A 22,982-nucleotide genomic window follows, 5' to 3' on the forward strand; every position below is an offset into this window, starting at 1 on the left:
GGACAATAATCATGATACAAATAAAATACTTCAAAGAGATAACCTTTATATATGCAATATTGATTTCACTTTTTCACTTTTACGTAAATATTTGGGGTGGGATTAGTGATTTATGGTTTAACTCAGCTCACTTTGCTCTGTTAGCTTCACTTGGATTTTTAACATATGAATCATCAAAGGGTGAAAATAAAATAAGTATCTTTAATATCATCTTTGCACTTCTTTCAATAAGTACCTTTGTATATATGGTTTTATTTGAAGAGAGTCTGTATGCTGTTGGAAATGGACAAATGAGAACAAGTGATGTGATTGTAGTGTGTCTTACAATTGCCCTTGCCATAGAGATGGTAAGAAGAACAACAGGGTATATTATTCCTGCAATTATCATTTTGTGTATCTCTTATATCCTATTTTTAGGACAATATTTTGAAGGTATTTTTGCCTTTGGCGGAATGCATTATGAGAGATTTCTGTATAGAATGTATTATACAAGTGAAGGGCTTTTTGGACCCATAGCTACTATCTCTTCTACTTATGTATTTATGTTTATACTTTTTGCAGCTTTTTTATTAAAATCTGGAGCTGGAGATTTTATTGTAGATGTTTCAAATGCAGTTGCAGGGAGATATACAGGGGGAACTGGACATGTGGCAGTCTTTTCATCAGCTTTGATGGGAACTATATCTGGAAGTGCAGTTGCAAATACTGTATCAACTGGATCTATTACAATCCCAATGATGAAAAAAGCAGGCTTTAAAGGAACCTTTGCAGCAGCAGTAGAAGCAGCAGCTAGTACGGGTGGTCAAATTATGCCACCTATTATGGGAGCAGGGGCTTTTATTATGGCTCAAATTACCCATATACCTTTTGTGACAATTGTAACAGTCTCTATTTTACCTGCGATTTTATATTTTGCCTCAATTGCTTTTTATATCAATATTCATGCTAAAGAGAACAATATAAAAGGTGAAGACAATGACATTAAAATTCTTCCAATATTAAGGGAAGGGTTTCATTTTATTATTCCATTGACAACTTTAGTTGGGCTTTTAATTTATGGTTTTTCTCCTACCTATGCAGCTTCAATTGCGATAGTTACTATTGTTTTAGCTTCATATTTAACTAAAAATAAAAGAATGGGAATAAAAGAGATTTTAGAAGCCTTAGCCCTAGGAAGTCAAAATATGGTAGTAACTGGTGTTTTATTAATTGCTGTTGGTATTATTGTGGGAGTTATAAATATCTCAGGAGTAGGAATTACTTTCTCACAATTAATTATGGAGTGGTCAGGAAACTCTTTACTTATAGCTATTGTTTTAATAGCTATTGCTTCACTTATTTTAGGTATGGGATTACCTGTAACTGCTTCTTATGTAGTATTGTCTGTTTTATCTGCTCCTGCACTTGTGGGACTAATGTTAAGTCCAGAAATGGCAGCACTTGTAAATGCAGGTATTGAGCTTCCAGAAGTAGCTATGTATCTCTTGTCAGCCCACTTGATTATATTTTGGTTATCTCAAGATTCAAATCTTACACCTCCTGTTTGTTTGGCAGCTTTTGCAGCCGCAGCAATAGCAAAAACACCTCCTATGAAGACTGGTTTAGTCTCTTGGAAAATAGGTAAGGGTATGTATATTATTCCTTTACTATTTGCTTTTACTCCCCTTGTAACTGGTTCTTGGTTTGAGAGGTTTGAGGTATTTACCTTTGCATTTTTTGGAATAATGTGTTTTTCTATAGTTATGGAAGGATTCTGGGATAAAAAGATGATGATATTAGAAAGAGTTATGTTTGCAGTAGCTGGAATACTGTTATTAACAGAAGATGAAGCATATAACTTTGAGACATATTTTGGTATAGTTCAAAATACACATCTAGTAGGGTTTGCAATATTTGCAGCTTCAATGCTACTACATAAAATGATGTTTAAAGAAGGAAGAAAATATGCAGAAGTTAATTGAAACTCTTAAATCTTGTGGCTATGATGCACACTTTGTACAAACAAAAAAAGAAGCATTTGAGTTATCTAAAACTTTTATAAAAGAAGGGATGAGTGTAGGTCTTGGTGGTTCAGTTACAGTAGGTGAGATAGGATTACTTGAATATATTACAAATAAAAAAGATATAACTGTTCATAACCAATATGAAGCTGGCATTACTATGGATGAAAATAAAGAGCGAAGAAGACAAGGTTTAGTCTCTGATATTTTTGTTACGGGAATAAATGCCTTAACAAAAGATGGAAAAATAGTAAATGCAGATGGAAGTGGAAATAGAGTAGCCGCTTTTTGTTATGGCCCAAAAAAAATCTTAGCAATTGTTGGAGTAAATAAAATAGTTGAAAATCTTGAAGATGGTTTTAAAAGAGTCATGGAAGTTGCAGCTGTTAAAAATATAGATAGAATGAATAACAAAGCAATAGAGATGGGAAAAGAACCAAGACACAACCTTGATAATATCGCCAATAAATTCACTTGGGTAAAAGCAGATGATAAAGATAGAATCACTATAATTTTAATAAATGAAGAGTTGGGGTATTAAAAAATATGTATGATTATTTGGTGATTGGTGCAGGAATTATTGGGCTTAATATTGCTAAGAATTTAAAAGATAGATTTCCCCAAAGTAAAATTTTAGTTATAGAAAAAGAGCCTGAAGTTGCCATGCACAGTAGTGGAAGAAACTCAGGGGTTTTACACGCTGGGTTTTATTACACTGCAAACTCACTTAAGGCAAAGTTTACAAAAGAGGGTAATATTGCCCTTAAAAAGTTTTGTAAACAGAGAAATCTAAAAATAAATGAGTGTAAAAAAGTAGTAGTAGCTACAAATGATGATGAACTAATTGGATTGTTAGAGTTAAAAAATAGGGGAGATGCCAATGGCGTTGAACTGCAATGGCTAACAGAAGAAGAACTGAATACTCTTTATCCTAATATAAAAACTCATGAAAAAGCACTTCTTTGTCCAAGTACTGCAACTGTAAATCCAAAAGAAGTAACAAAAGAGTTTGCTAAGGTTATAGAAGAGTTGGGTGTTGAGTTGCTTTTAGATTGTAAATATATATCTTCAAGTAATGATGCTGTTCTTACAAGTAAGGGCGAGTTTTACGCTAAAAAAGTGATAAATTGTGCAGGTTTATATGCTGATAAAATTGCAAGAGATTATGGCTTTTCAAAAGATTATGTAATCATTCCTTTTAAAGGAGTATATTTAAAAGATAAAACAAATGTTTCTCAACTAAGAACAAATGTTTATCCCGTACCAAACTTAGCAAATCCTTTTTTAGGAGTTCATTATACTTTAACAGTTGATAATGAGAGTAAAATAGGACCCACAGCCATCCCTGCTTTTTGGAGAGAGAACTATAAGGGTCTTGATAATTTTTCTTTTAAAGAGTTTTTAGAAATCTCATATTATGAGTTAAAACTTTTTATTACAGATGCCTTTTCATTTAGAAGTTTAGCTTTTAGTGAGATAAAAAAATACAATTTTAAATACTTTAAAAACCTAGCTATGAAACTAACTAAAAATATGAATCATGATGGTTTTGATTCTTGGAGTACTCCAGGTATAAGAGCACAACTTTTAAACAAACACACCTTAGAACTTGTACAAGATTTTGTTGTAGAATCCGATGAAAACTCTGTTCATGTCTTAAATGCAGTTAGTCCTGCTTTTACTTCTTCTATTCCTTTTGCAAACTGGGTAGTAGAAGAACATATCTTAAAATAAAATCATTTTATTTTAAGGTAATACCTCTTCTTTTACTTTCTCAAATTCATCATACGCTTTATTAAGTAGTTCTCTTGCTTTCTTTTCTCTTCTGTATTGACCAAAAAAGTATATCAAGGCAAATGCTCCTAATAAATCAAAAGCAAAGGCAAACCAAGCTTCCATAAGAAAAGCATAAGTACCCCACGAGATAGTAGAAATCAAAAGTAAAAGTTTCATTTTAAATGAATCTTTTGAAATAGTAGCCAAAGGCGTTGTAATTGAGGCCAATACTAAAAATAGTCCTTCATACTCTTTTAGTCCTAGCAGTAAAAATATAGAGAAAAATGGAATAGAGTAGAGTATTACTTTTTCAACTCTTCTATATTCTAAGGCTCCAATATAATACATAATAGCTATAACAATTGACTGGTAAACCCCATGAATACCATTACTTAAATATAAATCAGGGATTATAAAAGCAATTGAAGTACCTAATAAAACTTTAGTTTTTATTACATCTTTTATTGCCATACCTATGGCATTTAAGATTATTGCTAGTACACCTAGCAAAGGCACAAAAAAAGAAAACATTTAGTTTTCTTTAGAAGTTAAAATTAGCTAATCTCATAAGAGATATACTAACTGGTTTTATTAGTTTATCATTAAAATCATAGTGTACATTGTGACAAGCTTTTTGATGTTTTTCAATTCCATCATCGCTACCTATTAGAGCAAAGGCTCCTGGAATTTCATTTAAGTAGTAACTAAAATCTTCACTTGCCATAATTGGTGTTGCAATATTGCTTTGCCAGTTTTCCCCTAATGTCTCTTTTAACACTTCTCTTACCTTAAAAGCTGCATCCTTATGATTAATTGTTGGTTGATATCTATCTCTTAAATCAATATCTACTTCTACATCATAAGCACTTGCAATGCCTTTTGTAATATTTTCTATTTGTTGAAATACTTTTGTTTTAAGTTCGTTTGTAGGAACTCTAATACTTCCTTCTACTTTTGCACTATCTGGGATAACTGTTACGCCACTTATTGCATCTATTGATGTAACTGAAACTACAACAGCATCTTGAGGTGCAACTTGTCTACTTACTATTTGTTGTAGTGCCATTGTTAAAGCAGAAGCTGCAAGAACTGGGTCTTTACAAATTTCTGGTTGAGATGAGTGACCACCTAAACCTTTAAGTGTGATATGAAAAGTTCCATTTCCAGCCATTACTGTACCTTCTGGGCATACAGCTTGACCAAATTTAATAGCTGGCCAATTGTGCCAACCAAAAATCATATCAACCCCATCTAAACATCCCTCTTCCATCATCTTTTTAGCTCCATGTCCTCCCTCTTCAGCAGGTTGGAATACTAGAGATATAGGATTTGTTAATTTATCTTCATTTTGTTTTAACCAAATAGCAGCTGCCATTAGAGTTGCCGTATGTCCATCGTGACCACAAGCGTGCATACATTGATGTTTGACTGATTTGTAAGAGACATCGGTTTTCTCTTCTAAAGGAAGGGCATCAATATCTCCTCTTAAAGCTATATGCGGACCACCCTTATCTTGAGCTAGTAGTCCAACTGTTCCTGTACCCGCATAGGTTTTATATACAATATTATGTTTATCTAATATTTCTCTTATGGCTTTTGCAGTATCTGTTTCTTCCCAAGTTAACTCAGGATTTTTATGTAAATTGTGTCTAAAATTTGTAGCAAATTCTACGACTTCATCAAAATCTTTATACATAAGGACTCCTTTTTACTCTAGTATTTTCATTATACAACTAAAACAGGTATATCAGAAAGTCCTGCAACTTTATGTGAAACACCTCCTAATAGATATCCACTAAGATCACCTTTACCTTGTTTACCAATAATAACTATTTCAATATCTTTATCTTTTACAAACTCTAATATCTCTTTTGTAGTTGGTCCTATACGAACAAAACCTTTTACATTTTCTTTTTTTACTCCAAAGCTAATTGCCAGCTCTTTTGCTTCTGCTACTAGCTCTTTTGAGTATTCTCCTAATGCATCTTCAAGATTATGAGCCTTATCATTTATTTGTCTTGGTAGCATAGATAAAGAGCCTTCTATAAAGCTATGGTGCTTAAATACAGATAAAATATTTAATTGACCATCAATAGCTATTGCCATTTCACAAGCTACTTTCAGTGCCTTATTTGCTTGTTCTGAACCATCTGTAGGTACTAAAATTTTTTTAAACATTTTATCTCCTTAATTAGTCGCTTGGGGTGTTAGCCCAAACATATTTTGAATAAGCTCAAATGCAGTTGCATCTCTAAAGGCAAGATCTCTTAAAAATAGTGCAATCTCTGGAACAAAAATAAGTGCAACAGACACACTTAATAGAATAACAATAAAAGGCGGTGTACCTTTTATCACTTCTATATATGGTCGTTTAAATACTGCAATAGCTGTAAAAATATCACATCCAAAAGGTGGAGTTGCTGAACCAATTGCAACTTGTAAGGTAATAAGTGTACCAACTAAAACTGGGTCTAATCCTACAGAGTTTACAACTGGTGCAAAAATTGGAACTAAAACTAAAATTACAACAATAGGATCAACAAACATACAACCCACAAAGAAGGCTATTGAGATTACAAATAAAACTTGATATGAACTCATAGAAGTGATACCAATAGCATCTAAAATCTCTTGAGGTACTTGTGCAAATGATAATACCCATGCAAAACCAGCTCCTGCACCAACTAAAATAAATACAACACCAGTAACAAGACCTGTTGATTTTGCAGTTGCATAAAGATCTTTTAGTTTCATTGTTTTAAAGACAACACCCTCTAAGAATATGGCATATGCTACACTTACTGCTGCTGCTTCAGTTGGACTAAAAATCCCACCAAAAATCCCACCAACAATAATAAAAGGGAAACCTAAAGGCCACAATGCTTTATAAAGTGCCATCCATCTTTCTTTCCATGTAGCTTTTGGTTCTGTTGGAATATTATGTCTATATGCATATATAATACTATAGATTGAAAATAAGAAAAGAATCAAAAGTCCTGGACCAATACCCGCAATAAAAAGTTCAGGAATAGAAGTTTTTGCAACAATACCATAAATAATCATCCCAATACTGGGAGGGATTAAAAAGGCAATATCACTTGAATTTACAATTAAGGCTAAGATAAATGAGTCTTTATATCCACCTTTTTTTAGTCTTGGTCTAAGTGGAGAACCAATTGCAACAACAGTTGCTTGAGTTGAGCCTGAAACTGCACCAAACATAGCACAAGCCCCGGCTGTACTTACTGCAAGTCCACCTTTGATATGTCTAACAAAAGCCATTACTAAATCAATAAGTTTTTCAGCAGATTTACCTCTTGTCATAATATCAGCAGAGAGTATAAACATAGGAACTGCTATAAGTGCTGCTGGTCTGATCCCACCCATCATTTGCTGAATAAGAAATTCCATTTTTGAAAAATCCCCATCAAATAAAAGGTATATACCAAGTGTTGTACCAGCTATTAAAGGTATCATCATAGGAAAACCTGAAAGAAGTAGTACTACCATTAAAAGAAAAATAGAAATAGCAAGATGTTCTTTTAGATATTCATCTAATTTAAAGCTAGTATCTTTGATAGTGTTTTTGTCACTTATTAGACCTAGTTCTTGGTTCTTTTCATTTACCATTGTTGCATTAATTAAAAGTTCTCCATCACTTAAGCTTGTAATATCTATATCTTCAATTTCCCAAAAACCTCTTTTGTCTGATTCTACTTCAAAATCTAGAGTATTTGATTTTAAATCAATAACTTCTATATTTACTATCTGCCATTTGTGCGAATCAAAGTCTTCTGATTCAGCTGAACCATATATTGAGAGTTTAAGCTCTTTATTGTCTATTTCAACTTCATCAAGATACATAGTTACGCTATCTTTTGCAAAACTTGATATGGAAAAACTTAAGATTAAAAAAAGCCCGATAAAAATCTGTTTTAAATGAGTTTTCATGATTTTTCCTTATACTTCAATGTCATTTTTAGCATCACTATATCCATCTTTTGTGCTTGTTGATAGATACACGTCAGGTTCAAGTATATTTTTAATTACTGTGAAAAAATATTGCAAACCTGTAACTGTAAAACCTATAGGAACCCATAAATATACATAAAAAACAGGAATACCTAAAGCTGGAAGAACTCTTCCACTTTGATAAACTTCAACTATATAACCAAAAGAGTATTTAGCTAGCAAAAACATAAACATAGAAGTAATAAAAGAGATGCAAATCATTGCAATTTTTCTTGCCTTTGTGGGCATGGCATCATATATTGCTGACATTCTAATATGTCGTCCATTTCTTGCTGCATAGCTTAAACCTGCAAAAGTTACTACTACAATAAAAATCATATTTAGTTCATCAGTAACTGTTAAGGCATCATTAAAAATAAACCTTGAAACTACTGCTGCAATTGTAGTTACTGCCATAGCAATAACACCTAAAGCTAACATAACTCCCTCAAATTTACTTAGAAGATTGTCAAAGATATCTAAGGTCTTTAATAAAGGATTTTTTTTTGTATCATCATTCATATTATTTTCCTTTTACCATAGTAGATTGCAAAATTTGAAATCTACTATAGTAAATCCACAAATTGTGGATTACTATAATTTTATAAAAGATTATTTTGCATTAGCTTCTGCAGCTGCTAAATCTTTTTCCATTTGTTCCATTATTTTTTTGTTTGATGCACTTTTAGATGCAAAAGATTTTTGAACAGCTTTTGCTTTTTCTTTAAATACATTTTTTTCATCTTTAGTTAAAGTAACAATTTTATATGTTGGGTTAGTTCTAATAATTCTTCCTAATCCATATGCATCAAGTTTTTGAGCTTCGCTTAAAATTGTTTTATGTGCATAATCTGCTGCTTCTTGAACTAGTTTTTTATCTCTTTTTGATAAACCATCATAAAATTCTTTGTTTGCACTAACAGAGGCATTAAAGTGTCCATGTCCTGTATATGTTAATACTTTTGTTAAATCATCTAAACCATAAGCTTCAATCCAAACAGTAGGATTTTCTTGTCCATCTACCATACCTGTTTTAAGAGCACCAACTAAGTCACCCCAAGACATTGGCTGTGGTGAAGCACCAAATGCTTTATATGTTTCTACTAAGATTGGAGAACCAGGCATTACTCTCATTTTTTTACCTTGTAAATCTGCAGGAGAGTGGAACACTTCAAAAGTTGTAATTGCCATTTCACCTTCTGGAAAAATAGATAATAACTCTAATCCATGCTTATTAAAAATCTTTGGTAACATTTTATTTACAACTTTTGAATTTTTAAAGAAATAATCTAATTGTTTAGTATCAGTAGGCATTACATATGGCAAAGTGAAGATATCCATTTCTGGAATTGTTCCACCCATGTATCCTGTTGATTGTCCTAAAAATTGGATTAATCCAGCTCTTGTTTGTTCCATTAAATCTGTCTCTTCACCAAGACTTCCTACTTTATATAGCTCTATTTCATTTCTAGAATTCTCTTCAATAAAATTCTTGAATGCTGTTGCATAAATACCTTGTGGATCACTTGTACCCTCTCCAAATGCATACTTCCATGTTGCTGCACTAAGAGATGTTGCTGCAATCATACCTGCTAAAACTAGAGGTTTTAAATTAATTAATTTCATAAATTTTCCTTTATTTTTTGTTAATTGTTTTGTACACCGTTATCATGGCTGTTTTAAAAAGATTTCTTATTTTAATCCTCCTTATACTCTATTTAATAAATAATTCTCTTGGGAAATCACAAAAAGTTTCAACTCCTGTATCTGTTATATAGATACTTTCTGTTATCTCCATTCCCCAGTCAGCTTGCCAAATACCAGGCATAAAGTGAAAAGTCATACCTGGTTCTAAAACAGTGTGATCTGAAGACCTTAAACTACAAGTTCTCTCACCCCAATCAGGTGGATAACTAACTCCTACTGGATAACCACATCTTGTACCATTTCTATCAATATTATATTTTCTCATTACTAAATCAACTGCATTTGCTATATCACAAGTTCTATTTCCTGGTTTTGCTTGCTCTAAGCCTGCCTCAATAGCTTCTACTAAAGCTTTTTCGCCATCTAGAAATTTTTGGTTGGGTTTTCCCATAAAAATAGTTCTTGACATAGGACAATGATATCTTTTATAACAACCTGATATCTCAAAATATGTAGCTTCATTTTTTCTAAAAGGACGCTCATCCCAAGTAATATGTGAAGCAGAGGCATCAGCTCCTGATGGAAGTAGGGGAACAATTGATGGATAATCACCACCATGTCCATCAACACCTGCAATTGCAGTTTCATAGATTTGTGAAACCACATGACTTTTAGGAATACCAACTTTAACTACATCTAAAACTCTTTGGTGTATTTTTTGAGTAATTTTTCCAGCGATTTTCATAAACTCAATCTCTTTTTCAGACTTTACACCTCTAGCCCAGTTTACTAAATTATTTGCATTAATAAAGTTTGCATTTGGAAGTGTTGCATTTAATCTAAAATGAGCTTCAGCAGTATAATAATAACTATCTCTTTCTGTTGCTATAACACTTTTACTCCAACCTCTTTTATTAAGAATATTTTCACCAATCCATGTCATAGGGTGTTCATCTAAATTTTGTACATATTTTTCTGGATAACCATAAAGATTATCCTCTTTCATATAACATTTAATTAATGCAGCATTTCTATCCATAAGTCTTCCAAACCAAATAGGTTCTTCTTCATCAAGGGAGATAATAACCCCTTGATGAACATAAAAAGACCAACCATCATATCCTGTAAGCCAATTCATATTTCCAGGGTCAGTTGCAATTAATACATCGATTCTTCTTTGTTGCATCAATGACTTAACTTTTCTAACCCTTTGAACATACTCTTTTTTAGTAAATGGCAATTTAGCTCTCATTTAATTTCCTTGAAAATGACTATTTATTTAACAGGACCTACCCAAACTTGTTGAGTATTCACAAACATTTTAATACCATGGGGTCCTAATTCTCTTCCTAAACCTGATTTTTTAACTCCTCCACTTGGAAGTCTTGGATCTGATTTTACAATTCCATTTATAGAGACTTGTCCTGTAACAATTTTACTTGCTATTTCTTTACCTTTTTGAACATCTCCTGTCCAAACAGAACCACCTAACCCATACTCTGTATCATTTGCAATTTTTAAGGCATGCTCTGCATCTTTTGCTTTAATTACAGCTGCAATTGGTCCAAATGTTTCTTGACAAGATACAACCATCCCAGGTTCTACATCTGCTAAAAGTGTTACTGGGAAAAAGAAACCCTTACCTTCATGTCTTTTTCCACCTAAAATGACTTTTGCACCTGCACTAACTGATCTATCAACTTGCTCATGCATCTCATCTACTAATTCTTTTCTAGCTATTGGACCGATTTTTGTTGATTCATCTTTTGGGTCACCTAGAGTTAGTTTTTCAAATCTTTCTTTTAATAAAGAGATAAACTTTTCATAAATAGGTTCTTCTACAATGATTCTTTTTGCTGCAATACAAGATTGCCCAGCATTGATATATCTTGATAATACAATTACATCTGCTGCATGTTCTAAATCTTTTGTATCAGCTAATACAATAGCTGCATCACTTCCGCCAAGTTCAAGAACTACTGGCTTGATTTCACTTCCTGCTATACCACCAATTGCAGCACCTGCTTTTGATGAACCTGTAAGGGAAACTCCTGTAACAAGAGGATGTCTAATGATTGCTTCAATTTGTGAGTGATTTATCACAACATTTTGAACTAAATTTTCAGGCATACCTGCTTTTTGGAAAGCTTGCACAATCTTTACTGCACATAAAGGGGTATGAGAATCATGTTTCATAATACAAGTGTTTCCTGACATAAGTGCAGGTGCTAAGTATCTAAAAGCCAACCAAAAAGGTGCATTCCAAGGTAAAACTCCTAAAGTAACTCCTAAAGGTAAATATTGAACAAAACTCTCCGTTGCATCAGAATCAATAAACTCTGTTTTTAAATATTCTTGCGCATTTTGGGCATAGTGTTCTGCTGCCCAAGCTGCTTTTGTTACTTCACCTCTGGCTTCATTGATGGGTTTACCCATCTCTTCTGTCATAGGTAGAGCATATTCATCAAGATTGTCTTTCATCTCTTTTGCAACAGCTTTTAAAAGCTCTGCTCTTTGTTCAAAAGATGTATCTCTCCAAGAGTTTACATATGTCTCTTGTGACTTTTCAATCATCTCTCTTACTTCTTGTGGTGTATTCATCGGAATCTCATATACTGTCTCTTCAGTATATGGATTAATTGATTTAAAGTGTGTTGAACTATATCCCATAATGTTCTCCTTAACCTAAAATAGCTTCAACAGATTTTACAAATCTATTTAGCCCTTCTTTTAATGTTTCATCCTCAATAGTTAATGGAGGAATAAATTTAATAATTTCCCCAGTACTACAAGCACCAATGATTAGTTTATTTTCAAAACATTTTGTTGTAATAGCTTTTGATGTTACTGGAGTATCAAATTGTATTGCTAACATCATCCCTTTTTGTCTTACACTAGCAACTTGAGAATATTTACTGTTTAGTTCATCTAAGGTAGCTCTTATTATTTTACCTTTTCTTATTGTTTCATTGTTAAAAGTTTCATCTTTAAAAAAATCAATTCCAACTTTACCTGCTACATAAGATAATCCTTGACCTCTAAATGTACCTGTATGTTGACCTGGGCTCCAAGCTTTGTCATATTCTGGCTTATTTACACACATACCAATTGGAGTTCCGATTCCTCCAAGACCTTTTGCAAGAATAATAATATCTGGGTCAATATCCATATCATCAAAACTAAAATAACTACCTGTTCTACCACTTGCACCTTGAATATCATCGATAATAAAAAGTGCTCCAGTATCATGAGCTAGTTTTTGAACGGCATGAATCCACTCTTTACTTGCTTCATGAACTCCCCCTTCAGCTTGTAGTGTTTCTACAATAAATGCTGCAGGAGCTGTAAGTCCTGATCCTGTATGCTCAATTTGTTGTCTAATAAGTTCAAGAGCATGCATATCATTAAATGTTCCTCTAATTACATTGTTTAAAGGAACACCTGAACTACTTCTAAAAGCATTATTAGCTGTACAAGCCAATGCACCTAAAGTCATACCATGAAAACCTCTATGAAAAGCTACTACTTCTGTTCTTCCTGTAACTTTTCTAGCTAGTTTTAATGCTGCTTCAACTGCATTTGTTCCTGTTGGTCCTGTAAATTGAAGTTTGTAATTACCCATTCCTCTTGGCTCTAAAATTGTTTTTACAAAACTTTGAATAAAGTCTCTTTTTACATCTGTAAACATATCAAGAGATTGGATTACGCCATCATTTTTTATAAACTCTATAATTGCATCTTGCATTTTTTGATTGTTGTGACCAAAGTTTAAAACTCCAGCACCTGCAAAAAAATCTATATAATCATCATTGTTCTCATCTATCATTACTGCATTTTTAGCAGATTTAAAAACTGTTGGTACAGCTCTACAATAAGCTCTAATTTCTGATTCATATTTTTCGAATGTATTCATTTCGTTTTGCATGTTTTTTCCTTAAATAATAGTATTAAATTTTTTGATTTGTTAAAAAGACCCTCTAAATTAAGTTTAATATATGAAATAAATTATTTATTACTTAATTTGACAATTAAAATAATCAAGGATAATTGTGTGGGGTCTACCTGGCAGCTTGTATAAAATTTCTATCTTGTATAAGTAGGTTTTGAATTTGTTTTATAGGGTGTGGAATAACATAAATAATATTTGAGAAAATAAAAGAATTTATTACTTTTATTAGTTCTAATAATCGATTATTATAAAAAATCATATAGTAACTCCTCATATAGATTAGGTTATAAATGTAGTCTAACCAAAAATAAATTCTATGTCAATTTTAGATTTGTATATTATATATACAGTATAAATGACAACATATGTAATTATCTTACTTACTTTTTATTATTAACATATTTAACAAATAAGTAAATAAAATTATTTTATGTATTTTTAATAATTATATGATAAAGGAGATAATTTATAGTAAATTTTTTTATTTAGTGGAGTATATTTTAGTGTAAAATATAAAATAAGTCTTATTTTATATTTAAAAGCTATTATTTCAATACATTTTAATATGGAAAAATAATGATAAAAAATCTTTTTAAATCAAGAGTAGCCTTACTTTATATTATGTCAATATCTATGGTATTTTCTTTTTCTGCATGGATGAGTCTACTAAATAATTATGTAGTAGAAGTAGTATCTTTTGATGGTAGTCAAATAGGTATTTTACAAAGTCTAAGAGAGATACCTGGATTTTTAGCTTTTACTGTTGTAATTGCCATCATATTTATAGCTCAACAAAGACTTGCATATGTTTCAATGATAGCTTTAGGTTTAGGCGTATTTTTAACAGGATTATATCCAAGTGCTTTAGGCTTATATATTACAACTGTTCTTATGTCTATAGGGTTTCACTATTTAGAAACATTAAATCAATCTTTAGCTTTACAATGGGTTCCAAAAGAGAAGGCTCCTATAGTATTGGGAAAAATAACGGCAGCTAAATCATTTACTTCACTTATAGTATTTGTACTTATTTTTATAATGATGAAATTTTACAGCGTAGAGTATAAATATGTATATGCTTTTTTCGGTCTTACTACCTTATTTGTAGGAATAATAGCATGGATAGGATTTGAACACTTTAGAGATGATGTTGTTCAAGAAAAAAAATTAGTAATAAAAAAAGAGTATTGGCTTTTTTATGTTTTGACTTTTTTTGCAGGGGCAAGACGACAGATATTTATTGTTTTTGCTGGATTTTTACTTGTGGAAAAATTTGGTGTAGATATTCATAATATGGTGATTTTACTTTTTGTGAATTCAATATTAAATATTTATTTTGCACCTAAAATTGGAAAGTTTATTGTTAAAGTTGGCGAAGCAATAACATTAAGAATTGAGTATATTGGACTTATAATAGTATTCGTTTCTTATGCTTTTGTTGAAAATATTTATTTTGCTTTCTTCTTATATGTACTTGACCATTTACTATTTTCAATGGCAATTGCTCTTAAAACATATTTTCAAAAAATTGCAGACCCTAAAGATATAGCAAGTGCAAGTGCTGTTAGCTTTACTATAAATCATATAGCAGCTGTATTTTTACCATTTTTATTAGGAATTGTATGGTTAACCTCACCATCACTTGTTTTTATAATTGGTGCTTCAATAGGATTTTTATCCCTAGTATTGTCATTTTTAGTTCCTCTTGACCCTAAACAAGGTTTTGAAACTACAATCAAATATAAAAAAGCAGAGTTAGAAAATATCTAACTCTTAAGCTTGTGAAGTTGGGTCAACAAAAACTCTTGAACCTAACTCTTGGTCAATGGCATAAAGTCCATATCCATCATTACCTACAAGTTTCATTTTGTCTATGATTGTATTTAGTGTAGCCTCTTCTTCAACTTGTTCAGTTACATACCATTGAAGCATATTATATGTTGCATGGTCTTTGTTTTTCATAGCTAAATCACTTAGTTCATTTAGGTTGTTTGTCATAGATTCTTCATGAGCTAAAGCTTTTTTAAAAGTATCTAATATAGACTTGAACTCTACATTTGCCTTTTTAATTTCAGGTAAGCTTATAGCTACCTCTTGATTTTCAAGATATTTAAATAGTTTCATTGCATGGGCAACTTCTTCTTGGTATTGAACCAAAAACCAACTTGACGAACCATTTAATCCTATTTTTGAAGCATATGCTGACATACCTAAATAAATATATGACGACTGGAATTCTTTGTTTAGTTGCATTATTAATGCATTTGCGATTTCTTCTTTTAACATGATAACTCCTTAATTTTTATTGTATCTAATTAGAAAGAAATATTCTTTAAAAGTAAAATAACATAACTTTAGATAAAATCACAAAAACTTAATATAGGAAATTTTTTATGGCAATTTATACATGTGGACACACAACTCCTGATTCAGATTCTATTTGTTCAGCACTTTCATTAGCATACTTATTAAATAAAATAGGAAAACCTGCAATTCCTGCACGTCAAGGCCCTGTTTCTCCTGAAACACAATTTATCCTAGATAGATTTGGATTTGATGCACCAGAGCTTAAAACAGAATTTGCAGGATGTGAATTATTTATTACAGATTATTCAGATAGAGGACAAGCACCAGCTGATTTAGATAAAGCAACTGTTGTTGGTATTGTTGACCATCATAAATTAGGTGATATTACTACTTCTACTCCCTTAGAGTGTTGGATAAGACCTGTTGGATGTACTAATACAATTGTAAAAGAGATGTATGATTTTCATGGTGTTGAGATTCCAAAAAACATAGCAGGAATTATGCTATGTGCAATTTTATCAGATACTGTTATTTTCAAATCACCAACATGTACAGAAACAGATATCAAAGCAGTTAAAGAATTAGCTAAAATCGCAGAAGTTGAAGATTTTGGAGCTTTAGGTATGGAGATGTTTAAAGTAAAATCAGCAGTTGAAGGTGTACCTGTTAGAGATTTAATATTAAGAGATTATAAACCTTTTGATATGCATGGAAAAAAAGTTGGTATTGGACAACTTGAAGTTATTGATTTAGCTATTTTTGATAGTGTAAAAGATGAACTACAAGCAGACTTAGACAAACTCAGAACAGAAGAAGGTTTACATACAGCATGTTTACTTTTAACAGATATTATGAAAGAGGGTTCTGAAGTTTTAGTTTCTTCAGAAGATGCTTCAATTTTTGAAAAAGCTTTTGATGTAAAACTTGAAAATTCAAAAGTATGGCTTGATGGCTGTTTATCAAGAAAAAAACAGATTATTCCTTTCTTAGAACCTGCATTCGCTTAACATAAAAGATAGCATCACGCTATCTTTTTTCTAGACTATACTTATATTAGGATTCCATATGGAACTTTTCGCTGATATTACACTTTACTGGGTAGTGGGGTTTGTTATTGCTGGTTTTTTAGCTGGATACATTGATTCAATCGCTGGTGGTGGTGGGATGGTGCAGGTTCCTGTATTACTTTTAAGCGGTATGTCTCCCCTTCATGTTTTAGCCTCAAATAAAATAGCAAGTTTAGTTGGTGTTTTAATGGCAACAATTAAATATGCAATAAGTAAAAAAATATCATGGAAAGTTGTAAGTATTGCAATTATACCTTGCTTGCTAGCTTCTTATATTGGAAGTATTTTGGTTATGTATGTTTCTGATGATGTAATAAAATGGGCTATTATCTTAGCTATTCCTGTGGCTTTAGTCTTTTTATTTAAAAAGAGTAAAAAAATTGTAGAAGAAAAAACAGAAGTAAATAGTAAAAATATTATTTTAGCAACTGCACCAATTGGATTTTATGATGGACTTTTAGGACCTGGTACTGGAACTTATATGACTATTTCTATGAAAAAGTTTTTACATTTAGACTACTTAGTTTCAACTGCTTCAACCAAGCCACTAAACTTTGCTACAAATGTAGGTTCTGCAATTGCTTTTATATTTGCAGGAAAAGTTTTATGGGGAGTTGCTATTGTTTTAGGCTTAGCAAATATTGCAGGCTCTTATGTTGGAAGCCATTATGCAATAAGAGGTGGAGAAGAGTTTATAAAAAAAGTTCTTATCTTTGTACTTATTTTTATGCTTGGTGCTAATATTATAAAAATAGTTGTAAGTTAAAAAAAGATAGAATCCTTTTTCAATGTTAATTAAGTGAATTGATAATCAATTCATGGGAAATAGGTGAAAATCCTATGCTGCCCCCGCAACGGTAATACATGTATAATAGTAAAATATAATACAATACTTAAATCCACTATCTTTATGATGGGAAGGTAAGTTTTACTTGAAAAAGTATGTTTAGTCCGGAGACCGACTTAATTAATAAAATGCAAATCAGGCGGGGTGACCTGAAATTTAGCAATAAATTTTATTAGATTTTCTAATACCCTTAATGATTCTTGTATTAATTTTATTAATAGGAAGTCTCATGTTTTTATTACGGTACTTTTTAGTACTCTTTTTTTCTTTATTTTCATACAGCAATATTTATGCTCAAGAAGAACCAAAATCTGTTTTTTCAATTGTTTCTGATAGGTCAGCCATGATGTTAAACTCAGGTGCTAATGCTTATTTGAAAAAATCCCAAGATACTATTACTATAAAAACAGTAAGTCAAGTTGCAATGATGGATGATAAAGAGTTGACTAGCCATATACAAAATGCTGATGTCTTTTTAATGTGTGGTATTTTTGGTGATATTGTTGAGAGATTACTTGTGCAAAAACTACCCTCTTCACAGTTGAGAATCTCTCTTCAAGGTGATAGAAAACTTTTACTTTTAAATAATGATTTACAACAAAATAGTTATAAAAATATCCCAAGTCGTTTATTGAAAAAAAATGATGAGGGTCTCTCTTATATGGACTCTTTAAAGAAAAAACAAAAAGAGTTTCCTTTATATGCTTTTTATCTACAAGCTAGAGCATATTGGGATAATAGAGGAAGTCAAAATATCTCAAATTTATTTTCATTTTTATTGAACCCATCTTTACAAAGCAGTACTTGGGAAAAAGTAGTAGAACTACAATCTATTCGATACTTTTTAGATGCCAAAGAAGAGAAGACATTTTTTGATATAAATAGCCTACTTAAAAGTATTGATAACTCTAAAGATATTCTTTTTGTTTTAGATAATGACAGAGCTGATAGTTCAAATGAGTGGAAAATCCATGAATCTTTAGTAAAAAACTCCTCTTTTCAAGTTGTATCTATCTTAACTAGGTGGGGAAAATCAAGTTTTGATGCCATAAATAACCTAGAGAAACTTATAAACAAACTTCCTAAAAAACAACTATATTCTGTTGTATCAATGCATGACTTTGTCATTGGTGGAGGAAGTTTCACTCAGGAAGTCTCTTCTGTTTTAAAAAGACTAAATGTACCAATTATAAAGGGTTTAAGAGTTTTAAACTTTGATTTCCTAAGTTATTCACTTTCTAGTGAAGGTTTACCAAAAAACTCTATTCATTATAGACTTGCAATGCCAGAGTTACAAGGTATAGGTCAAGTACATTTACTCTCTTTAAATGATACCTTTGCTCTTGATAAAAAGACAGGTGTTTTACTCTATTCAGTAAAGATATTAAATAATGAAATAAAAAATCTTATTTCAAAAGCTAATAAATGGATAGATTTAAAGAGAAAAGTTAATAAAGATAAAAAAATTGCAATTATTTATTATAATCATCCTCCCGGGAGACATAATATAGGAGCAGATAATTTAAATGTGCCCAAATCACTTTTTACTATTTTAAAAAATCTAGAAAAGGAGGGCTATTCTGTAGGTCAATTACCTAAAGATGAACTTGCCTTACTGGATATACTTCAAGAAAAAGCTATCAATTTACCCAACGATAAAAAGGCTTTATCAGTAATGAGTTCTAAGGTAAATAAACTATCTACTAAAGAGTATAAAAGATGGTTTCAAACCTTGCCTTTATATATACAAGAAGAGATGGAACAAGGTCCCTTAGCCGCACTTCATGTTGAGATAAAAAACTTTTTAAGCAATGATGTAGAAGATATCGCCTCTTCTCATAAAGTCAAAGCCTATGATTCTATAAGAAATTATATGAATAATACGATGGATAATTTACACCACGCATTAGATGGTGTACGAAGTAAAAACAGACAACGATCAATCAATTTACTTGAGCAGTTAAAACAAGAATATGAAAATGTTTTCAATGCTTCACAAAATGAGAGAAAATACTCTTTTAAAAAGATGGATGATTTAAAAACGGCCATTATAAAACTTCAAATAGAGGGAATAAAAGGTTGGGGGAAAGCCCCTGGAAAGGTGATGACATATGAGGAACAATTATTGTTTCCTAGTGTGGAGTTTGGTAATATTCTTTTGGCTCCTCAACCTCCTAGAGGGTGGGAATTGAATGAAGAATTACTTCATGCCAACCTCTCTTTTCCTCCCACTCATCAATATTTGGCTTTTTATCACCATATAAAAGATAGGTTTAAAGCAGATGCTATTATTCATGTGGGAAGACACTCTACATATGAATTTCTACCTAGAAAAAGTGTGGGGCTAACTTCCCTTGATTATCCCTATTTGATGATTGGAAACTTGCCTAGTATTTATCCCTATATTGTAGATGGAGTAGGGGAAGGAATTCAAGCAAAAAGAAGAGGACAAGCTGTTATTATAGACCATTTAACTCCTCCTTTGGCTATTACAAAACTTTATGATGACTTATTGAAGCTTAGACAATTGATTGAAAGTGCAGAATCTGCCAATGAAGAGACAGTTAGAAAAAATGCTATTAAAAAGATAAGAGAATCCATTGATGCAATGAATCTGAAAGATGAATTAATAAAGAGTATGGATGAAGAACTTGCAGTTAGAGGTATTGGATTTGATGAAGTAGATGATGCTTTTTTATTGCATGAATTGGGGCATTATCTCACCCACTTACAAGAAGAGTTTATGCCTTTGGGCTTGCATACTTTTGGAAAAGATTGGAATGATGAAGCAGTCAACACAATGCTTAAATCCATGGCTGAAAATCTACAGGAAAATTCTGATGTGAAAAGTGCATTGATACAATCGCCAGCCAATGAAATGAACTCCTTAATAAACGCACTTAAAGGTGGATTTGTACTTCCTGGAAAAGGAAATGATCCAATACGTACAAAAGATGCTTTACCTACAGGACGAAATTTTTATGCCTTAGATGGAAGTTTAATTCCAAGTTCGGTGGGATACGATATGGGTGTTAAACTTGCCCAAAAAGTACGAGATAAAAAAAACTATGACATAAAAAAAAAAGAAGCTATTATTCTTTGGTCATCGGATACAGTAAGAGATGAAGGTGCGATGATTGCTTTTGGATTAGATTTATTAGGATTAAAGCCCGTATGGAACAGTCGAGGTATTTTAAAAGGTTTAGAATTATTGCCTTTAGATGAAAAAAGAGCTAGAAGGCATGATGTTATATTTACAGGTTCGGGACTTTTTAGAGATTTATATGCCTCTAAGTTAGCTTTACTTGATAAAGCTGTTCTTTTAGCTTTGAGTGCAAGTTATGAGCAAGTTGTTTCAAAGTATCCTGCTTTAACACTGGCATTAGATTTTGCTTTAGAACCTTTAGGTGATTTAAAAGTAAAAGGAGATGAAGCTATTGAAAAAAATAGTGTGGCTCTTAACTGGGTTGAAGAAGCACGAGAACTTCTAAAACAAAATCCCAATATCTCTATTGAAAGATTGGGAAAAATATCGAGTAAAAGAGTATTTGCAACAGCACCGGGGTCTTATGGTTCAGGAATAAATAGATTGGCAGAGCGTTCAAGTGCTTGGAATAATAGAAGTGAACTATCAGATGTATTTATAAAACGAATGGCATACTCTTATTCCAACGATAGCTTTGGAGAATTATCAAAAGAGAGCTTTAAAAGACAGTTATCAAAAGTAGAAAATACATATTTAGGAAGAGCTAGCAACTTGTATGGATTGATTGACAATAACGACACTTTTGATTATTTGGGTGGTTTAAATTTAGCCATTGAGCAACAAACAGGTCACCAGCCCAATAGTTTTGTAATTGATCACTCAAATCCAAATAAGCTTAAAATTACTGCTTTAAATACGGCTTTGTTACAAGAATTAAGAGGAAGATTTCTTAATCCGCAATGGATAGAGCCTCTTATGAAAGAGGGTTATAGTGGCGCAAGAACTATGGGAAGTGAGTTTATTGAGTATTTATGGGGTTGGCAAATCACTAGTCCTGAGATTATTAAGGATTGGGTTTGGGAAGAGGTTAAAGCAGTTTACGTGGATGATAAGTTAGATATACAATTAGATGAGTTTTTATCTTCAAGTCATCAAGTTCACGTTCAAACTAATATGTTAGCTGTGATGCTTGTGGCTATACAAAAGGATTTTTGGAAAGCCGATGAAAAAACACAAAAACAGTTATCTAATATGTTTGCTGAGAATATAATCAAGTATGGTATTCCAGGAAGTGGACATACCCATGCTAATCATCCTATTTATGATTTTGTAAAATCTAAAATAAGCCAAGAGATGAGTAAAAAACTTGAAGATATTTTAGCTCAGAGTAGGATGGAAAAGATAACTTCAAAAGAGAGTATTACCTCTATTCAAGAAGTAAAACTCGAACAACAAAACAGTGAACAAACAAAGAGATATGAGTCTACAGAAAAAAATAAAAATGAGATGCAAAGTAAAGAGACATACATGAAGTATCTTTTAGCTTTGGCACTATTTGTTTTATTTTTAGGTTTTAGCAAATCTCTATTTTTCAATAAACACAAAGGACAATAATGTTTTCATCAATATCAGTTGGTTTGATGCACCAAATATCATCACTACTTTTAGAACCTGTTTCTTGGGCCTTACTCTTTTTTATACTTTTTTCAATATATGAAATAGGTATTACTATTGGAGAAAGAGTTTTTGAAATAAAAAGGTTGATAAATACAAATGATACTCAAGTGGTTATCAATCTTGCAAAAAGAAGAATTGAACGGGCAGATTTTATTACACGCTTGGCTCCGATGTTAGGACTTATGGGAACACTAATACCTTTAGGTCCAGGGCTTGCTGCACTTGGTGATGGTGATGTACAAATCCTAAGTACAGCTATGAGTGTTGCTTTTGACACAACTGTCTTGGGACTATTAGCTGGGATGACGGGCTTTGTGATTGCACGGCTTAGAAGAAGATGGTATGACAAAGCCTTGAATATAATGGAAGCAAAAGATGAAAAATAGATTTTCAAGTGAACATTTTGCAAAAGAAGAGGATGAACCCTTAGGACCTTTGGCCAATTTGGTTGATATAATTTTGGTATTTGCATGTGGTTTGATTGCAGCTTTGGTTGCCTTAAGTCCAAACTTACAAGAGCATTTTAGTGTAGAAAAACAGACAAAAGTTATCACCCAAGGTAAAGAGTTGGTGGATGTTCCTAAAAATATAAAAGACTCAATGAGTGGTACAAAAGGCTATGAGTCTTTGGGGCAAGTTTATAAAGACCCTAAAACTGGAAAATTAATTTTGATTTCTAAATAAGAGTTTAGAGAGTATATAAAACTATTAACAC

At 31.9% G+C, this 22,982-nt stretch carries 19 protein-coding genes and 1 riboswitch; of the genes, 9 read left to right on the forward strand and 10 right to left on the reverse strand.

Features of this window, described 5'->3' with window-relative positions; all coding sequences use genetic code 11:
- The first annotated feature begins 11 nt into the window (after nucleotides 1-11).
- The 3 genes from Q0617_RS14855 to lhgO are packed head-to-tail and all read left to right on the forward strand — an operon-like array spanning nucleotide 12 to nucleotide 3,734.
- Nucleotides 12-1,961, forward strand: coding sequence for a TRAP transporter fused permease subunit (locus Q0617_RS14855; protein WP_298754475.1), 1,950 nt, complete (start codon nucleotides 12-14; stop codon nucleotides 1,959-1,961).
- Nucleotides 1,945-2,541, forward strand: a complete 597-nt coding sequence (locus tag Q0617_RS14860; protein ID WP_298754478.1) for a lactate utilization protein — start codon at nucleotides 1,945-1,947, stop codon at nucleotides 2,539-2,541. The genes Q0617_RS14855 and Q0617_RS14860 overlap by 17 nt, the downstream gene beginning before the upstream one ends.
- A gap of 5 nt (nucleotides 2,542-2,546) precedes the next feature.
- Nucleotides 2,547-3,734: an L-2-hydroxyglutarate oxidase gene (gene lhgO / locus Q0617_RS14865; protein ID WP_298754480.1), complete on the forward strand. Its 1,188-nt coding sequence runs from the start codon at nucleotides 2,547-2,549 to the stop codon at nucleotides 3,732-3,734.
- A gap of 12 nt (nucleotides 3,735-3,746) precedes the next feature.
- On the opposite strand, the gene Q0617_RS14870 is transcribed toward lhgO, so the two are convergent.
- The 9 genes from Q0617_RS14870 to Q0617_RS14910 all read right to left on the reverse strand — a co-directional run bounded on the left by Q0617_RS14870 (nucleotide 3,747) and on the right by Q0617_RS14910 (nucleotide 13,359).
- Complete coding sequence (locus Q0617_RS14870; RefSeq protein WP_298754482.1) at nucleotides 3,747-4,307, reverse strand: YgjV family protein; 561 nt, start codon at nucleotides 4,305-4,307, stop codon at nucleotides 3,747-3,749.
- Nucleotides 4,308-4,317: 10 nt separating this feature from the next.
- The gene (gene doeB2, locus Q0617_RS14875) at nucleotides 4,318-5,472 is read right to left on the reverse strand and encodes a N(2)-acetyl-L-2,4-diaminobutanoate deacetylase DoeB2 (protein WP_298754484.1); all 1,155 of its coding nucleotides are present in this window, start codon (nucleotides 5,470-5,472) and stop codon (nucleotides 4,318-4,320) included.
- 29 nt (nucleotides 5,473-5,501) lie between these two features.
- Nucleotides 5,502-5,954, reverse strand: a complete 453-nt coding sequence (locus tag Q0617_RS14880; RefSeq protein WP_298754486.1) for a universal stress protein — start codon at nucleotides 5,952-5,954, stop codon at nucleotides 5,502-5,504.
- Between the two features lie 9 nt (nucleotides 5,955-5,963).
- Nucleotides 5,964-7,727, reverse strand: coding sequence for a TRAP transporter large permease (locus Q0617_RS14885; protein ID WP_298754488.1), 1,764 nt, complete (start codon nucleotides 7,725-7,727; stop codon nucleotides 5,964-5,966).
- Nucleotides 7,728-7,736: 9 nt separating this feature from the next.
- A complete protein-coding gene (locus Q0617_RS14890) occupies nucleotides 7,737-8,309 on the reverse strand; it encodes a TRAP transporter small permease (RefSeq protein WP_298754491.1) in 573 nt (190 codons plus the stop codon).
- Between the two features lie 90 nt (nucleotides 8,310-8,399).
- Nucleotides 8,400-9,413, reverse strand: a complete 1,014-nt coding sequence (gene dctP, locus Q0617_RS14895; RefSeq protein WP_298754494.1) for a TRAP transporter substrate-binding protein DctP — start codon at nucleotides 9,411-9,413, stop codon at nucleotides 8,400-8,402.
- 88 nt (nucleotides 9,414-9,501) lie between these two features.
- Nucleotides 9,502-10,686 carry a M24 family metallopeptidase gene (locus tag Q0617_RS14900; RefSeq protein WP_298754496.1) on the reverse strand — a complete coding sequence of 395 codons (1,185 nt, stop codon included), beginning with the start codon at nucleotides 10,684-10,686 and terminating at the stop codon, nucleotides 9,502-9,504.
- A 23-nt stretch (nucleotides 10,687-10,709) separates the two neighbouring features.
- Nucleotides 10,710-12,104: an NAD-dependent succinate-semialdehyde dehydrogenase gene (locus Q0617_RS14905; protein WP_298754497.1), complete on the reverse strand. Its 1,395-nt coding sequence runs from the start codon at nucleotides 12,102-12,104 to the stop codon at nucleotides 10,710-10,712.
- 10 nt (nucleotides 12,105-12,114) lie between these two features.
- Nucleotides 12,115-13,359 carry a diaminobutyrate--2-oxoglutarate transaminase gene (locus Q0617_RS14910; RefSeq protein WP_298754500.1) on the reverse strand — a complete coding sequence of 415 codons (1,245 nt, stop codon included), beginning with the start codon at nucleotides 13,357-13,359 and terminating at the stop codon, nucleotides 12,115-12,117.
- Between the two features lie 600 nt (nucleotides 13,360-13,959).
- Here Q0617_RS14910 and Q0617_RS14915 point away from each other — a divergent pair.
- Nucleotides 13,960-15,153 carry an MFS transporter gene (locus tag Q0617_RS14915; RefSeq protein ID WP_298754502.1) on the forward strand — a complete coding sequence of 398 codons (1,194 nt, stop codon included), beginning with the start codon at nucleotides 13,960-13,962 and terminating at the stop codon, nucleotides 15,151-15,153.
- A 3-nt stretch (nucleotides 15,154-15,156) separates the two neighbouring features.
- On the opposite strand, the gene Q0617_RS14920 is transcribed toward Q0617_RS14915, so the two are convergent.
- On the reverse strand, nucleotides 15,157-15,669 hold the full coding sequence (locus Q0617_RS14920; RefSeq protein WP_298754504.1) for a ferritin: 513 nt from the start codon (nucleotides 15,667-15,669) through the stop codon (nucleotides 15,157-15,159).
- A 107-nt stretch (nucleotides 15,670-15,776) separates the two neighbouring features.
- On the opposite strand from Q0617_RS14920, the gene Q0617_RS14925 reads away from it, so the two are divergent.
- The 5 genes from Q0617_RS14925 to Q0617_RS14945 all read left to right on the forward strand — a co-directional run bounded on the left by Q0617_RS14925 (nucleotide 15,777) and on the right by Q0617_RS14945 (nucleotide 22,951).
- On the forward strand, nucleotides 15,777-16,697 hold the full coding sequence (locus Q0617_RS14925; RefSeq protein ID WP_298754506.1) for a manganese-dependent inorganic pyrophosphatase: 921 nt from the start codon (nucleotides 15,777-15,779) through the stop codon (nucleotides 16,695-16,697).
- 58 nt (nucleotides 16,698-16,755) lie between these two features.
- A complete protein-coding gene (locus tag Q0617_RS14930) occupies nucleotides 16,756-17,523 on the forward strand; it encodes a TSUP family transporter (RefSeq protein ID WP_298754509.1) in 768 nt (255 codons plus the stop codon).
- A gap of 14 nt (nucleotides 17,524-17,537) precedes the next feature.
- Nucleotides 17,538-17,739, forward strand: a riboswitch (cobalamin riboswitch).
- Nucleotides 17,740-17,833: 94 nt separating this feature from the next.
- Nucleotides 17,834-22,204, forward strand: coding sequence for a cobaltochelatase subunit CobN (locus tag Q0617_RS14935; RefSeq protein WP_298754511.1), 4,371 nt, complete (start codon nucleotides 17,834-17,836; stop codon nucleotides 22,202-22,204).
- A complete protein-coding gene (locus Q0617_RS14940) occupies nucleotides 22,204-22,653 on the forward strand; it encodes a MotA/TolQ/ExbB proton channel family protein (RefSeq protein WP_298754513.1) in 450 nt (149 codons plus the stop codon). The genes Q0617_RS14935 and Q0617_RS14940 overlap by 1 nt, the downstream gene beginning before the upstream one ends.
- Nucleotides 22,643-22,951, forward strand: coding sequence for a DUF2149 domain-containing protein (locus Q0617_RS14945; protein ID WP_298754515.1), 309 nt, complete (start codon nucleotides 22,643-22,645; stop codon nucleotides 22,949-22,951). Before Q0617_RS14940 ends, Q0617_RS14945 begins: the two co-directional genes overlap by 11 nt.
- The last annotated feature ends 31 nt before the right edge of the window (nucleotides 22,952-22,982 follow it).

It is taken from the genome of uncultured Arcobacter sp., from assembly GCF_937982575.1.
Classification (GTDB): Bacteria; Campylobacterota; Campylobacteria; order Campylobacterales; family Arcobacteraceae; genus Arcobacter.

What these genes read in the sequence shown, in the direction of transcription:
- Q0617_RS14855 (WP_298754475.1), top strand. Translation starts at nt 12, where the DNA reads ATGATACAAATAAAATACTTCAAAGAGATAACCTTTATATATGCAATA.
- Q0617_RS14860 (WP_298754478.1), top strand. Translation starts at nt 1,945, where the DNA reads ATGCAGAAGTTAATTGAAACTCTTAAATCTTGTGGCTATGATGCACAC.
- lhgO (WP_298754480.1), top strand. Translation starts at nt 2,547, where the DNA reads ATGTATGATTATTTGGTGATTGGTGCAGGAATTATTGGGCTTAATATT.
- Q0617_RS14870 (WP_298754482.1), bottom strand. Translation starts at nt 4,307, where the DNA reads ATGTTTTCTTTTTTTGTGCCTTTGCTAGGTGTACTAGCAATAATCTTA.
- doeB2 (WP_298754484.1), bottom strand. Translation starts at nt 5,472, where the DNA reads ATGTATAAAGATTTTGATGAAGTCGTAGAATTTGCTACAAATTTTAGA.
- Q0617_RS14880 (WP_298754486.1), bottom strand. Translation starts at nt 5,954, where the DNA reads ATGTTTAAAAAAATTTTAGTACCTACAGATGGTTCAGAACAAGCAAAT.
- Q0617_RS14885 (WP_298754488.1), bottom strand. Translation starts at nt 7,727, where the DNA reads ATGAAAACTCATTTAAAACAGATTTTTATCGGGCTTTTTTTAATCTTA.
- Q0617_RS14890 (WP_298754491.1), bottom strand. Translation starts at nt 8,309, where the DNA reads ATGAATGATGATACAAAAAAAAATCCTTTATTAAAGACCTTAGATATC.
- dctP (WP_298754494.1), bottom strand. Translation starts at nt 9,413, where the DNA reads ATGAAATTAATTAATTTAAAACCTCTAGTTTTAGCAGGTATGATTGCA.
- Q0617_RS14900 (WP_298754496.1), bottom strand. Translation starts at nt 10,686, where the DNA reads ATGAGAGCTAAATTGCCATTTACTAAAAAAGAGTATGTTCAAAGGGTT.
- Q0617_RS14905 (WP_298754497.1), bottom strand. Translation starts at nt 12,104, where the DNA reads ATGGGATATAGTTCAACACACTTTAAATCAATTAATCCATATACTGAA.
- Q0617_RS14910 (WP_298754500.1), bottom strand. Translation starts at nt 13,359, where the DNA reads ATGCAAAACGAAATGAATACATTCGAAAAATATGAATCAGAAATTAGA.
- Q0617_RS14915 (WP_298754502.1), top strand. Translation starts at nt 13,960, where the DNA reads ATGATAAAAAATCTTTTTAAATCAAGAGTAGCCTTACTTTATATTATG.
- Q0617_RS14920 (WP_298754504.1), bottom strand. Translation starts at nt 15,669, where the DNA reads ATGTTAAAAGAAGAAATCGCAAATGCATTAATAATGCAACTAAACAAA.
- Q0617_RS14925 (WP_298754506.1), top strand. Translation starts at nt 15,777, where the DNA reads ATGGCAATTTATACATGTGGACACACAACTCCTGATTCAGATTCTATT.
- Q0617_RS14930 (WP_298754509.1), top strand. Translation starts at nt 16,756, where the DNA reads ATGGAACTTTTCGCTGATATTACACTTTACTGGGTAGTGGGGTTTGTT.
- Q0617_RS14935 (WP_298754511.1), top strand. Translation starts at nt 17,834, where the DNA reads ATGTTTTTATTACGGTACTTTTTAGTACTCTTTTTTTCTTTATTTTCA.
- Q0617_RS14940 (WP_298754513.1), top strand. Translation starts at nt 22,204, where the DNA reads ATGTTTTCATCAATATCAGTTGGTTTGATGCACCAAATATCATCACTA.
- Q0617_RS14945 (WP_298754515.1), top strand. Translation starts at nt 22,643, where the DNA reads ATGAAAAATAGATTTTCAAGTGAACATTTTGCAAAAGAAGAGGATGAA.